At 74.7% G+C, this 13,044-nt stretch carries 13 protein-coding genes; 8 read left to right on the forward strand and 5 right to left on the reverse strand.

Annotated elements, in window-relative coordinates:
• A partial coding sequence (locus GA0070564_RS20155) for a transglycosylase domain-containing protein (RefSeq protein ID WP_176730782.1) occupies positions 1-966 on the reverse strand: 966 nt, incomplete at its 3' end.
• A 402-nt stretch (positions 967-1,368) separates the two neighbouring features.
• Between GA0070564_RS20155 and GA0070564_RS20160 the strand changes: the two genes are divergently transcribed.
• Entirely contained in the window at positions 1,369-1,689 is a 321-nt protein-coding gene (locus GA0070564_RS20160) for a WhiB family transcriptional regulator (RefSeq protein WP_091610591.1), read from the forward strand.
• Positions 1,690-1,695: 6 nt separating this feature from the next.
• On the opposite strand, the gene bagB is transcribed toward GA0070564_RS20160, so the two are convergent.
• The 3 genes from bagB to GA0070564_RS20175 are packed head-to-tail and all read right to left on the reverse strand — an operon-like array spanning position 1,696 to position 4,415.
• Entirely contained in the window at positions 1,696-2,847 is a 1,152-nt protein-coding gene (gene bagB, locus GA0070564_RS20165; protein ID WP_176730761.1) for an ArsA family ATPase, read from the reverse strand.
• A gap of 54 nt (positions 2,848-2,901) precedes the next feature.
• Positions 2,902-3,879: an ATPase BagA gene (bagA, locus tag GA0070564_RS20170; protein WP_091610596.1), complete on the reverse strand. Its 978-nt coding sequence runs from the start codon at positions 3,877-3,879 to the stop codon at positions 2,902-2,904.
• A 26-nt stretch (positions 3,880-3,905) separates the two neighbouring features.
• Entirely contained in the window at positions 3,906-4,415 is a 510-nt protein-coding gene (locus GA0070564_RS20175) for an Rv0361 family membrane protein (protein ID WP_176730762.1), read from the reverse strand.
• 221 nt (positions 4,416-4,636) lie between these two features.
• On the opposite strand from GA0070564_RS20175, the gene GA0070564_RS20180 reads away from it, so the two are divergent.
• From GA0070564_RS20180 to GA0070564_RS20210, 7 genes are all read left to right on the forward strand, one after another.
• Complete coding sequence (locus tag GA0070564_RS20180) at positions 4,637-5,101, forward strand: hypothetical protein (protein ID WP_091610598.1); 465 nt, start codon at positions 4,637-4,639, stop codon at positions 5,099-5,101.
• 45 nt (positions 5,102-5,146) lie between these two features.
• Positions 5,147-5,302 (forward strand): Sp36 family protein, encoded by a 156-nt coding sequence (sp36, locus tag GA0070564_RS20185; protein ID WP_013289021.1) that lies wholly within the window; start codon positions 5,147-5,149, stop codon positions 5,300-5,302.
• Between the two features lie 8 nt (positions 5,303-5,310).
• Complete coding sequence (locus GA0070564_RS20190) at positions 5,311-5,772, forward strand: RidA family protein (RefSeq protein WP_091610601.1); 462 nt, start codon at positions 5,311-5,313, stop codon at positions 5,770-5,772.
• Between the two features lie 129 nt (positions 5,773-5,901).
• A complete protein-coding gene (locus GA0070564_RS20195; RefSeq protein WP_091610603.1) occupies positions 5,902-6,684 on the forward strand; it encodes an MBL fold metallo-hydrolase in 783 nt (260 codons plus the stop codon).
• Complete coding sequence (locus GA0070564_RS20200; RefSeq protein WP_091610605.1) at positions 6,681-10,301, forward strand: adenylate/guanylate cyclase domain-containing protein; 3,621 nt, start codon at positions 6,681-6,683, stop codon at positions 10,299-10,301. The genes GA0070564_RS20195 and GA0070564_RS20200 overlap by 4 nt, the downstream gene beginning before the upstream one ends.
• A 136-nt stretch (positions 10,302-10,437) precedes the next feature.
• Positions 10,438-10,953 carry a hypothetical protein gene (locus GA0070564_RS20205; RefSeq protein WP_245670126.1) on the forward strand — a complete coding sequence of 172 codons (516 nt, stop codon included), beginning with the start codon at positions 10,438-10,440 and terminating at the stop codon, positions 10,951-10,953.
• A 31-nt stretch (positions 10,954-10,984) separates the two neighbouring features.
• Positions 10,985-12,610 (forward strand): serine/threonine-protein kinase, encoded by a 1,626-nt coding sequence (locus GA0070564_RS20210; RefSeq protein WP_091610609.1) that lies wholly within the window; start codon positions 10,985-10,987, stop codon positions 12,608-12,610.
• On the opposite strand, the gene GA0070564_RS20215 is transcribed toward GA0070564_RS20210, so the two are convergent.
• Complete coding sequence (locus GA0070564_RS20215) at positions 12,597-12,917, reverse strand: hypothetical protein (protein WP_091610611.1); 321 nt, start codon at positions 12,915-12,917, stop codon at positions 12,597-12,599. The two genes, GA0070564_RS20210 and GA0070564_RS20215, sit on opposite strands and share 14 nt — an antisense overlap.
• Between the last annotated feature and the right edge of the window lie 127 nt (positions 12,918-13,044).

Genomic DNA, 13,044 nt, shown 5'->3' on the forward strand with positions numbered 1-13,044 from the left:
CTCCCGGTCGTAGGTGGTGGGACCGAAGGTCTCCTGCGCCATCCACCAGCGGTAGAAGTAGTCGCAGAAGAAGCCCCAGCCCTTCTTGTTGGTGGCGACGCAGCCGTTGGGGGTGCGCTTGTCCCTGACCACCAGCCTGGTGGCCTTGGCCGCGTCGGCCTGCCGCTGGTCGATCGCGCCGGTGGTGACCATGTTCTGCAGCACGTAGTCGCGCCGGTCGAGGGCGAGGGTGCGCCCGCTGCGGGTGGTGGGGTCGTTCTGGCTGGGCGCCTTGACCATGCCGGCCAGCATCGCGGCCTCCTCCAGCTTGAGCTTGCTGGGCGGCTTGCCGAAGTAGACCTGGCTGGCGGCGTAGATGCCGTACGCGCCGTTGCCGAACGAGGCGATGTTCAGGTAGCGCTCCAGGATCTCGTCCTTGGAGAGCTCCTTGTCGATCTGGAGGGCGTAGCGCATCTCGCGCAGCTTGCGGGCGCTGGTGTCCTCGGTGGCCGCGACCACGTCGGCCGGGTGGGTCGCCGAGTACGCGATGGCCAGCCGCACGTACTGCATGGTCAGCGTCGAGGCGCCCTGCCGGCCGGAGCTGCCGGCCTGGTTGTTGACGAACGCCCGGGCCACGCCGTTGAGGTCGACACCGTTGTGCTTGTAGAAGTCGTGGTCCTCGGCGGCGACGATCGCGTTGCGCATGTACGGCGAGATGGCGGCCAGCTTCACGTTGCGCCGGTTCTCGTCGTACATGGTCGCCAGGGGTGTCTTGCCGTCGTTGGCGAGCAGGTAGCTGATCTGCGGCGCCTGGGCGACGGTCAGCTCTCGGGGCAGCGCGGCGAACGTCTCCGCGCCCGCCTTGGCCGCCAGTCCGGACATCGCCACCGCGGGGAAGGCGGCCGCGGCGACCACCACACCGGCCAGCAGGCCACAGATCAGCAGCGATGCGGCGTTGGCAAAGATGTTGTGGTCACGTTTCCGCATCCAGGTCACCTCGACAGGGTACGCGAGTAGGGAACGAGGGGCGCTGGGGCGTTCTTTCCCCATTTCCCGCGCGCGCCGGCCTCGTTGTGCTAAACGCACGACCCCTGGTCCGTGGTTGCGTGTGACCTGCCGGCAAGTTTCCTCCGGACGGGGGGAGCCGCGCGGCGTTTTCACGGACTCCGAAGGGGTACCCGGCCGGCGAAGGCCCGGGAAGCCGGGAGTGTCCGGAATGATGGATTTCGCCGACAACGTTGCGTAATCAGGCGACTACAGAGCATGATGATGGCGGCGACAGAGCCAGCGTCGTCCGCGCCGCCCTGGGGAGGCCGGCCGGACGACCGGGGGGAGATCGACGGCTGGTCGCACGAGGTCGGTAGGTACTGCAAGGGGGGACGTGTACAGATGGGCATGATCACTGACTGGCCGTCGCTGGCGGCGTGTCAGAACGGGGACCCGGACGCGTTGTTCGTACAGGGCGCCGAACAGAACGTGGCGAAGAGGATCTGCCGGAGCTGCCCAGTTCGGTACGAGTGCCTGGCCGACGCGCTCGACAACCGCATCGAGTTCGGCGTGTGGGGTGGCATGACCGAACGCGAGCGCCGCGCCCTGCTGCGCCGGCACCCGCAGGTCACCAGCTGGCGCAAGATGTTCGAGGCGGCCATGAGGAAGAACGCCAAGGAGAAGGCCGGCGGCAAGGACAAGATCCTGGTGCCCACCGGCTGATCCGGTTCACGGCCGGCTGATCGCCGCGCCGATCGTCCGCAGCCCGTCGACGTCGTGCACGTCGGCGGGCTGCGCCGTCACCGACACCGCCGGCACCGCCGGGAACGCCTCGGTGAACCGGGCGGCCACCCGCTGCTCCCGGGCCGCCAGCTGCATCAGCTCGGCGTGCGCCCGCAGCGCCTCCGCCACAGCCTCGTGGTCGCCCAGCCCGTCGAGGCGCTCCGCGGCGGCGAGGCTCTCCGCCGCGTCCAACCCGGCCGCCGCCGGCTCGTGCACCCGGTTGAGCACCAGCCCGGCCAGCGGCATGTTCTCCTCGCGCAGCCGGCCGGCGAAGTACGCCGCCTCCCGGACCGCGTCCGGCTCCGGGGCCGCGACCAGCAGGAAGGCCGTCTCCCGGGCCTGGAGGATGCGGTACGTCTGCTCGGCCCGCTGCCGGAACCCGCCGAACATCGAGTCCAGCGCGGCGACGAAACCGGACAGGTCGGTGAGCAGCTGCGCGCCGATCACCTTCTGCACCACCTTCGAGAACATGCCGAACGAGGCGGTGACGAAGCTGAACATGCTCCGCCCGCCGGAGCGGTCCGGCGCGAGCAGCAGCCGCAGCATCCGGCCGTCCAGGAAGCGGGAGAGCCGGGCCGGCGCGTCCAGGAAGTCCAGCGCGGACCGCGAGGGCGGGGTGTCCACCACGATCAGGTCCCACTCGCCCCGGGCGTGCAGCTGACCCAGCTTTTCCATCGCCATGTATTCCTGGGTGCCGGCGAAGGTGGAGCTCATGGCCTGGTAGAAGGGGTTGGCGAAGATCTCCGCCGCCTTCGCCGGATCGGTGTGCTGGAGCACCACGTCGTCGAAGGTGCGCTTCATGTCCAGCATCATGGCGTGCAGCTCGCCGCCGACGGCCTCGACGTCGATCCCCTTGACCTGGCGGGGGGTGTTGTCCAGCTCGCTCAGCCCCAGCGACTGGGCCAGCCGGCGGGCCGGGTCGATGGTGAGCACCACCGTACGCCGGCCGTGTCGCTCGGCGGCGCGCAGCGCGAGCGCCGCGGCGGTGGTCGTCTTGCCCACCCCGCCCGCACCGCAGCACACCACGATGCGCACGCCGGGGTCGGCGAGGATCTGGTCGACGTCCAGCCGCGGCGCCGCGTCTTCGGAAGGCACCAATCGAGCGTATCGGGCCGCCCGGCGTCGCGCGCCCGAGCCGACCGCAGGTGTGAGTCAATCCGCCCGGACGAGGGCCTCCGCCAGCGTCGCCAACCCGGCCCGGTCGACCCCGTCCGGCAGTAGCGGCAGCTCGGTCACCGGCCGCCCCAGCTCGGTCAGGTCGCCCCGGAGCGTCTCCTCCAGCTCCCGGCGGACCGCCTGGTCCCGCGCCTCGGCGTGCAGGTCCCGCACGGTGGCCCGGTCGGCGGGCAGGCCGGCGGCGAGCAGGCCCCGCTCCAGCTCGTCGCGGGTGACCGCCCGGCCCGCCGGCAGCGGCTCCCGGGTCGCGTTGACGATCACCCGGCCGACCGGGAAACCCAGCGTGGTCAGCTCGGCGATCGCGTCGACGGTCTCCTGGACCGGCATCTCCTCCAGCAGCGTCACCACGTGCACGGCGGTCATCGGCGAGCGCAGCAGCGCCGAGACGCCCTCGCTCTGGCTCTTGATCGGGCCCACCTTGGCCAGCCGGGCCGTCTCGGCGGTGACGTTGAGGAATCGGCCGATCCGCCCGGTCGGCGGCGCGTCGAGCACCACCGCGTCGTACGCCCGGCGCTGGCCGGTCGTGCGGGTGGTGGCCTCCTTGACCTTGCCGGTGAGCAGCACGTCCCGCAGGCCGGGGGCGATCGTGGTGGCGAAGTCGATGGCGCCGAACTTGCGCAACGCCCGGCCGGCCGCGCCGAGCTTGTAGAACATGTCGAGGTATTCCAGGAGGGCCTCCTCGGCGTCCACCGCCAGGGCCCGTACCTCCCCGCCGCCCGGGGCGTCGGTGAGGTGCCGCTCCTCGTAGGGCAGCGGATCGACGCCGAAGAGCTGGGCGATGCCCTGCCGTCCCTCCACCTCGACCAGCAGGGTGCGCCGACCCCCGGCGGCCAGCGCCAGGGCCAGCGCCGCCGCCACGCTGGTCTTCCCGGTGCCGCCCTTGCCGGTCACCACGTGGAGGCGCGCCGGCCATCCCGTACCGGCCGGGTCGGCCGCCCGCTCAGCTGCTCGCACCCGTCGAGCCTATCCACCCCGGCGGGTCAGCCGACCTCGCAGACCCACCAACCGGTCTTCCGGACCACGGTGAACCGCAGGTCCTGGTCGGCGACCCGCTCGTCGGCGGTGGTCACGGTGACCTTGGTGGTGACGGTCGCCCGGTCGCCGGTCTCGTTGTCCACCTTCGGGGTGGTCCACCGGAACCGGGGCTCGCGGTAGGTGTCGACGTACCGCTGGACCTCGGCCACCTTGGCGGCGATCCGCTTGGAGTCCCGGCTCGACGAGCAGACCAGCGCGGTCGCCTTGGACACGCTGCGCTGCTGGTAGACGGCGGTGAGGAAGTCGTCGACGGCGACCGCCGGCTCGGCCGCCCCGGTGCCGTCCTCGGTGTCCCGCAGGGTCAGGAACGCCGCGGTGCCCCCGCCCCCGCAGAGCAGCAGGGCGGCGACGAGCGCGACGGAGGCGATCAGCCGGCCGCGGGGTCGGCGGCCGCGCGACGGCGTGGCGGTCGCGTGCTGCGCCGGCCCGGCGGCGCCGATCGGTGCGTGGCTCACGCGGGCAGCGTATCGGTCGATGGGCGGGACGCGGGGGGTGCCGATTCCCGCTCTCCTCCGCGCTCGACGATCTGTCGCATATGTGACTCGAAGTGATCGTTCGTGCGCGTCCTGTCCGGTCCTGTCGGGAATCGGACCTACATTCTGGGCCGGTGGGGGGACCGGTCCGGCGGCGAGCCGCTCCGGACGGCCAGTTTCAGGTACGACGCCGGAGGCAGCGCATGCGCGACGCGGACAACATCCCTCGAGCCCACTTCCCGTCCGGGGACCGCTCCCGGCGGGGCGCGGCCGCGACGGAGGGGCCCTTCAACGAACGGTCGTACCGGCGGTGCGCCGAGCCGGCCGCCGAGGTGCTGCGCGGGCTGCCCTGGACCGCCGGCCGCGGCCGGGACGACGAGGAGCCCGGGTACGTCATCCACCTCCAGATCCGGGTGGCCGACCTGGCCGCGGCGACCGCGCTGGCCGGCACGGTGGCGGTGTCGCTGGGTTTCCTGCCCGAACTCGACGCCGGCGAGACCACCGTCTCCACCGCCGACGACCAGAACAACCGGCACCGGGTCTTCTGCGACCTGCTGCTGCCCGACCGCTCCCGCTGCCCCCAGCCGTACGACCACGACGGCGGCTGCGGCGAGCTGCCGGTGCCGCCCGAGCAGCGTCCCGCACCCCGTCCCGCCACCGGACCGTAGGCTGTCGTCGGAACAGTCCACGTCAGGCAAGGGAGCCTTCCACCGATGCAGAAGTGGGAATACGCCACGGTCCCGCTGCTGGTCCACGCGACCAAGCAGATCCTCGACAACTGGGGCGAGGACGGCTGGGAGCTGGTCTCCGTGGTGCCCGGTCCGAACCCGGAGCAGCTGGTCGCCTACCTGAAGCGTCCGAAGGGCTGAGGGGCGGCATGAGCAACGGACCCCACGCGAAGCTGGCCGAGCTCGGCCTGACCCTGCCCGACGTGGTGCCCCCGGTGGCCAGCTACGTGCCGGCCGTGCAGTCCGGGCAGCACGTCTACGTCTCCGGTCAGCTGCCGATGGCCGAGGGCAAGCTGCTCGCCACCGGCAAGGTGGGCGCGGGCGTCTCCGCCGAGCAGGCCAAGGACCTGGCCCAGCGGTGCGCGCTGAACGCGCTGGCCGCGGTCGACTCGCTGGTCGGCCTGGAGAACGTGGTCAAGATCGTCAAGCTGACCGGCTTCGTGGCCAGCGCCCCCGGCTTCACCGGCCAGCCCGGCGTGATCAACGGCGCCTCCGACCTGTTCGGCGCGGTCTTCGGCGAGGCCGGCCGGCACGCCCGCAGTGCCGTCGGCGTCTCCGAGCTGCCGCTGGACTCCCCGGTCGAGGTCGAGGTCATCGTCGAGGTCGGCTGACCCGGCCGTCACCCTCAGTCCCCGCGATCTTGCACGCGGTGCCCCGACGAAAGCCCTGAACGGGCACGAATGCCGGGACGGTGGAGCAAGATCGCGGGGAGTGGCCGGCGGAGTCGTACGATCGCAGCCATGGGCGGGCATGTGACGGCGCCGGCGGCGGCACTCGCCGACGAGCTGCCGGGCTGGGTGACGCTGCTGCGGGCGCCGAATCCGGGTCCGATGACCCTCGACGGCACCAACACCTGGGTGCTGCGCGCACCCGGGGCGGAACACGCGGTCGTGGTCGACCCGGGGCCGGCCGACGAGGGGCACCTGGCCGCGATCGCGGCCCACGGGCCGGTCGGTTCCGTGCTCATCACCCACGGGCACCCCGACCACACCGAGGGCGTCCCCCGGCTCGGCGAGCTGCTCGGCGGCGTTCCCGTGCTCGCCGCCGACCCCGCCCACGGCGAACCCCCGGACGCGCACCTCGACCGCGCCGGGCTGGCCTTCCGCCGGCTCGACACCCCCGGGCACACCGCCGACTCGCTCTGTTTCCTGGTCGAGCACGGCGACGAGCGGGTCGTCCTCACCGGCGACACCATCCTCGGCCGGGGGACCACCGTGGTGGCCCACCCCGACGGCCACCTCGGCGACTACCTGACCAGCCTGGAACTGCTCTCGACGTACACCGGGATCCCGGCGCTGCCCGGGCACGGCCCGGCGCTGGCCGACTGCGCGGTGGCCGCCGACTACTACCTGGCGCACCGGCGGGCCCGGTTGGACCAGGTCCGGGCGGCGGTCGCGGCCGGCGCGACCAGCGCGCCCGAGGTGGTCGCCGTGGTCTACGCCGACGTCGACCGGTCGCTGTGGTGGGCCGCCGAGTGGTCCGTCCGAGCCCAACTGGCGTACCTCGGGGTGGAGCAACCGTGACCTGCCCGGTCTGCGGGACCGTCGCCGTGCCCGGCGCCCGGTTCTGCCACAACTGCGGGGCCGCGCTGCCGGCCGCCGCCAGCCTGCCCGCCGCCGAACGGCGGGTGGTCACCGTGCTCTTCGGCGACCTCTCCGACTTCACCTCCTGGTCGGAGGACCTCGACCCGGAACGGGTCGGCGCCGTCACCGACCGGGTGCTGGCCGCCCTGGCGGGTGCGGTCAAGACCTTCGGCGGGCACGTCGACAAGCTGACCGGCGACGGGATCATGGCCGTCTTCGGTGCGCCCGTCGCGCACGAGGACGACGCCGAACGGGCCGTCCGGGCGGCGCTGTCGATGCAGCGGGCGGTCCGCCGGGTGCTCGACGACGAGCGCGGCGGCGGCGCCCCGCTCGGCCTGCGGGTCGGGCTGAACACCGGCGACGTGATCGCCGGCATCCAGGCCGCCATCGAGTACACGGTCATCGGCGACACGGTCAACACCGCCGCCCGGCTCGCCGACGCCGCCGCCGTGGGCGCCGTCTACGCCGGGGCGCGGACCTCCGCCGCCACCCGGCACGTCGCCTCCTGGCGGGCGCTGCGCCCGCTGCGGCTCAAGGGCAAACGCGAGCCGGTCGAGGCGTACGAGCTGCTCGGCCTCCTGGACGCGCCGGGCACCCGCTCCGGGCTCGGCGACGAGGCGCCCTTCGTCGGCCGGGAGACCGAGATCGGCCGGGTCGCCGGTCGGCTCGCCGAGGTGATCGACCGGGGCGAGCCCCGGGTGCTGCTGATGACCGCCGAGGCCGGGATCGGCAAGTCCCGCTTCGCCGCCGAGGTGGAACGCCTCGCCGCCGGCTACGACGTCGGCGCCGGCAGGTACGCCGCGCACACCGGCGCCCGGGTGCTCTCCGTGCGCTGCGCCGCCTTCGGTGAGCGACGCCGGCTCGCCCCCCTCGCCGACCTGGTCCGGGCCGCCACCGGCCTGCCCAACGACCCGGCCACCGCGCTCACCCGACCCGCCGTCGAGGAACGGCTCCGCCGGCTGAGCCAGCGGCTGGGCCGGCTGCGCGGCGCACCCGTCCCGCTCGCCACCGACCAGCTGCTCGCCCTGCTCGGGTACGCCGAACTGCCCGCCGCGCACGGCACCGCCACGGACAACGGCGAGTGGAGCGCCGCCGCCACCCCGCCCGCCGACGCCGAGGCCGTGCCGAACGCCGTCGCCGCGCTCCTGAGCGACCTGGCCACCGAGGCGCCCCTGGTGATCGTCGTGGACGACCTGCACGACGCCACCGCCGAGACCATCCGGGCGCTCGGCGTCACCCTGTCCCGACTCTCCGGACCGGTGCTGGTGATGCTGCTGGGCCGGCCCGAGCTGGTGCGTACCGCCGGGGCGCTGACCCGGGTCGCCGACGCCGAGGTGCACGCCCTGCCGCCGCTGCGCGGCGCGGACGCCGCCCGGCTGCTCACCACCTACCTGGCCGGCGGGAAACTGCCCCAGGGCGACGCGGACCGGCTCCTCGCCACCGCCCAGGGAAACCCCTTCTACCTCGCCGAACTGGTCACCCTGCTGATGGAGCGCGGCGCGCTGACCGTCGGGCCCGGCCGGGGCGCCACCGGCGGATGGCGGCTCGCCCCCGGCTCCCTGGGCAGCCGACTGCTCTCCCGCGACCTGGCCGCCGTGCTCGCCGCCCGGATCGACGCGCTGCCGGCCGACGCCCGCTCGGTGCTCCGCGACGCCGCCGTGGTCGGCGACGCCGTGCCCAACGGCGCCCTGGAGGCGCTGCGTGAGCAGCGGAGCGGGCGGGACGGCCGGCCCGCGGCGGTGGCCGCCGTCGAGCTGGAACGCGCCGTCGAGGAGCTGCTGCAACGCCGGATGCTGCACCGCACCCGCAGCGGGTACGCCTTCGCCACCCCGCTGATGCGGGAGGCCGCGTACGCCGGGGTCAGCAAGGCCGAACTGGCCGAGCGGCACGCCGCGCTGGCCCGCTGGGCGGTCGGCCCCGGCGAGGCATCCGGTGGCGCCCCGGTTCCCGGCGCGGCGGGGCCGGGCGGCTTCACCGACGCCGCCCGGGACGACTTCGTCGCGGAGCACGTGGAGCGGGCCGCCGCGCTCGCCGACGCGGTCAAGCTGCGACCGGACGCCTCCGCCCGTACCGTCGCCCCGCTGGGCGTGGCCGCGCTCGGCCGGGCCGCCCGCCGGTCGCTCCAGGCCGGCGAACCGGCCCTGGCCATCGAGTACGCCGAACGCGCCGCCGAGCTGGCCCGCGACGGGGTGCCCCCGGCCGACCGGGTGGTGCACGCCCGCGCCCTGCTCCAGGTCGGTCGCCCCACCGACGCGCTCGCCTACGCCGAGAAGATCGCCGCCAACGCCGGCGACGAGGCGGCCACCCGGGTCAGCGCCCTGCTCCTCGCCGGCCAGGCCCACCAGGCGCTCGGCGACCAGATCCGCGCCGTGACCTGCTGGCAGGAGGCGTTGCAGGTGGCCACCGACGGCGAGCTGCCCACCCTGCGGGCCTCCGCGATGCGCCGGCTCGGCATGGCCGACTTCGTCGCCGGCCGGCTCGGCCAGGCCAGCAGCCGGCTCGCCGCCTCCTACCAGGTCAGCCTCGCCGCCCAGGATCCGCGCGGGCAGGCCTGGTCGTTGCAGAACCTGGCCTGGGTGACCACCACCCGGGGCGACTTCGCCGGCACCGACGCCGTGCTCGGCCGGGCCGCCCGGCTCTTCGCCGAACTGAAGGACCCGTACGGGCGGGCCTGGCTGCGCGGCACCACCGCCTTCGCCCGGCTGCTCGCCGGCCGGCTCCGCGAGGCGTGCCGGATGGCCGAGGTCTTCCTGCCCTTCGGCGAACGGGTCGGCGAGGCCTGGGCGGTGGGCACGCTGCGCGCCGTGAAGGCGTTCGCCACCGCCGAACTTGGTGAGCTGGGCGACGCCGACCGGGCGGCCCGCCGGGCGTACCGGGACTTCGCCGAGGTCTCCGACGACTGGGGGCGCGGCTTCGCCCTGGTCGTCCGCGGGGTGGTCGCGCGCGGGCTCGGCGAGCCGGAACACGCCGCGGACCTGCTCACCGACGCCCTGTCGTACGCGTCGCGCACCTCCCACCCGTTGCTCACCGGGATGGCCGGCACGCTGCGCGGCTTCGTGGCGCTGGACATGGGCGACTGCGAGACCGCCGAGCAGGCCGCCCGGGCCGTGCTGACCGCCGTCGAGCCGCACAACCCGCAGGCCCCCGCCCAGGTCGGCCCCCGGGTGCTGCTCGCCACCGCCCGACTGGCCGCCGGCGACCCGGCGACCGCCGTCGGTCTGCTCGCCCCGGTGGCCACCGCCGCCGCGAACACCCCGTCGCTGCTCTTCTCCCGCCGCCAGACCATGGCCCGGTACGCGTCCGCGTTGCTCGCCCACGGCCAGCACGAGCAGGCGCTGGACTGGGCGCGACGGGCCGTCGAGGCGCCGGCCGAGGACGTCCGCAGTCAGGTGATCGCGGCCGGCGTGCTGGCCGAGACGCTCGCCGCCGCCGGCCGGTCCGCGGAGGCGCTGGCCTGCGCCGAGGGGGCCGTCCGGCTGGCGTACGCCACCGAGCAGTCCAGCGAGCGGGCGGCCGCCGACGCGCTGCGCGCCCGCCTCGCCCCCGCCCCGGTCTGACCGCCCCGCGAGTCAGGGGCCGGAGGCGGGGGACAGGACTGGCGGTTTCGGGGATGTGGGTGTCGGGGGTGGCGGCTAGCGTGTCCCCTCGAGAGCGGCCGTCCACAGTGCGGGCCGGCTGGCGGGGGAGGAACGGATGAGGCTGCCGCGGTCCGGCGCGGGTTGGACGATCGCGGTCTTCGGCGTGCTGGCGGTGCTGCTCGGCGCGTTCGGACTGGTCTGGCCGGAGGCGCAGCTGCGCCTGCTCGGCTTCCAGGTGCCGGCCGAGCGCGGGCCGGGCGACTACACGGGCACGTTCCTGATGGCGTCCTCGATGGCGTCGTTCAACATGGGGGTCTACTACCTCCTGGCCACGGCCACCGAGTGGCGGTCCTTCTTCCGGTTCACCGTCTTCTTCCGCCTGGTGACGTTCACCGTGTTCAGCATCGCGGTGCTGGCGGGGGTGGCCCCGGGCCGGTTCTTCGGGGTGGCGCTCTGGGAGGGGCTGGGCGCTGTGGCGACCGCGGTCGGCCTGTGGTGGGACGCCCGCCGTCCGGCCGTCGGAGACCCGTCCGGCCCGACCACGAGCACGCCGCCCGTCGGGGTCGCCGGCGCACCGGACCGGCCCGCCGGCGGCACGGGGTCGACCCCGGCGACCGACGCGGTCGGATGACCCGCCCCACCCATTGGGTATTTTCGAAGCTGTGACCGACACCCCGCCCGGCGCCCTCCGGTTGCCCATCGTGCCCGGTCTGACCGATCTGGAGGTCTTTGCCCGGGGCGGTTACGCGACGGTGTACCGGGCCACGCAAATCTCCGTCGGGCGTGAGGTGGCGGTCAAGGTCGAGAACCGCACGCTGGACAGCGAGCGGGACCAGGCCCGCTTCCTTCGTGAGGCGCGGGCCGCCGGCCGGATGTCGTCGCATCCGCACGTGGTGGACCTCTTCGACGTCGGGGTCACCGTGGACCAGCACCCCTACCTGATCATGGAGTTGTGCGACGGGTCGTACGCGGAGCGGATGCGGACCTCGCCGTTGGACGCGGCGGAGGCCCGCGACCTCGGGGTGAAGATCGCCGACGCGCTCGCCCACTCGCACGCGGCCGGGGTGCTGCACCGCGACGTCAAGCCGGCCAACATCCTCCACTCGCACTTCAACCCGGCGGTGCTGGCCGACTTCGGGCTGGCCGTGCTCGCCGAGGTGCGCGACGCCTCGGTGACCCTGGAGGTGCTGACCCCGGCGTACGCGCCGCCGGAGATGTTCAGCCACAGCCCACCGTCGCCGGCCGTCGACGTCTACGCGCTCTGCGCGACGCTCTACGCGGTGATGCACGGCCGCCCGCCGCGCTGGCAGTCCGAGCGCAACCCCAGCCTGGTGACCGTGCTGGAGATGTTCCACCAGCCGATCCCGGGCCTGCCGGGGGTGCCGGAGGAGCTGGTCGACGTGCTCCGGGCGGGCATGGCGAACGATCCGGAGGACCGTCCCTCCGCCGTCGAGCTGCGTGACCTGCTGGCCGCCCTGCCGCTCGCCGGCCCGGCCCACCCGATCAGCGGCGCGCCGATCAGCGGCGTCCCCACCTCCGGCGGTCCGACGTTCCGGCCACCGACCTCCGGCGGCCCCACCCACGGTGCCCGGGCCCACGGCACCCCGGCCTCCGGCGCCACCCACGGCACCCGGACGTCCGGCTGGGCCGGGCCCCGGCCACCGGCCGAGGACGGGCACCCCACCGTGCCGACGTCCGGCGCCGGTGACCAGGATCGGCCGCCGGGTGAGCAGCGGCATCGCCGGTGGCGGCGGCGCTGGTTCCTCGGCACCGTCGGGGTGCTCGCGCTGGCCGCCTCCGCCAGCGCCGGAGCCTGGGTGGCCAGCCCGGCGCCGCCGGTCACCGCCCCCACCCCGACGGCCCGCGGCGCGGTCACCCCGTCGGCCGGTGCCGGTGGGCTGCCCGGTTGCGGGCCGGCCGCGGTGAAGCTGCCCGCCGGCGCCAGCTGCGCACCGGGGCTGGAGTGCTTCGGGCCGGTCCGGGTGCGCGGCACCCAGGCCGAGGCGGCCCGGCTTCCCTGTGACGGCCGGCACACCTGGGAGACCTACGCCGAGGGCGAGTTGTCGGCCGCGCTGGTGGGCGCCGCGCACGCCACGATCAGCGCAGACCCGACGGTACGTCGGGTGTGCAGCCCGGCCACCTTCCGGCTGACCAGCGGGATCGGCTATCCGACCGGATGGCGGCTGGAGGTGTTGCCGCCCAGCGGGACGGACACCGACCGCACCTACCGTTGCCTGGCCGGGCGGGGCGTCGACGCGCTGGAGTCGCCGACGCTCACCGGTCGCTGAGCCCGTCCAGCCGGCGGTGCCGCTCCCGCATGGCGCGGACGGCCTCCTCGTTGTCGAGGGTCTCCAGGGTGTCGGCGTCCACCCCGTACAGCCCGGTCCTCGGCTGACCGGCCGGGGTCGGCTCGACCGGGCCACGGTCGTCGCCGTGCCGGGCCGCCGTCACGGCCATGGCCGCGACCATGCCCAGCAGGACGCAGAGCATGGCCAGCGCCACCGCCAGGATGCCGCGCGGGCGGCCGGCGACGAGGGCCACCAGCAGCGCCGCCGCGCACAGGGCCGCGACGACCGCTCGCGTACGTGCCTTCATCGGGATTCGCCTCACCGGTCCAGCATTGCCCGACAGCGCAACGTGTCAACCCGCGCATCGGTGCGAGGCCCCCGCCGGAACGTCCGGGCGGTCCCGGCGGATGTCCGACAACGATCAGCCGTACACC

It is taken from the genome of Micromonospora mirobrigensis (assembly GCF_900091555.1).
Lineage (GTDB): Bacteria > Actinomycetota > Actinomycetes > Mycobacteriales > Micromonosporaceae > Micromonospora > Micromonospora mirobrigensis.

Bases quoted from the DNA above. Each gene is read 5' to 3' on its own strand.
- GA0070564_RS20160 (WP_091610591.1), top strand. From the start codon at position 1,369: ATGGGCATGATCACTGACTGGCCGTCGCTGGCGGCGTGTCAGAACGGG.
- GA0070564_RS20180 (WP_091610598.1), top strand. From the start codon at position 4,637: ATGCGCGACGCGGACAACATCCCTCGAGCCCACTTCCCGTCCGGGGAC.
- sp36 (WP_013289021.1), top strand. From the start codon at position 5,147: ATGCAGAAGTGGGAATACGCCACGGTCCCGCTGCTGGTCCACGCGACC.
- GA0070564_RS20190 (WP_091610601.1), top strand. From the start codon at position 5,311: ATGAGCAACGGACCCCACGCGAAGCTGGCCGAGCTCGGCCTGACCCTG.
- GA0070564_RS20195 (WP_091610603.1), top strand. From the start codon at position 5,902: ATGGGCGGGCATGTGACGGCGCCGGCGGCGGCACTCGCCGACGAGCTG.
- GA0070564_RS20205 (WP_245670126.1), top strand. From the start codon at position 10,438: ATGAGGCTGCCGCGGTCCGGCGCGGGTTGGACGATCGCGGTCTTCGGC.
- GA0070564_RS20215 (WP_091610611.1), bottom strand. From the start codon at position 12,917: ATGAAGGCACGTACGCGAGCGGTCGTCGCGGCCCTGTGCGCGGCGGCG.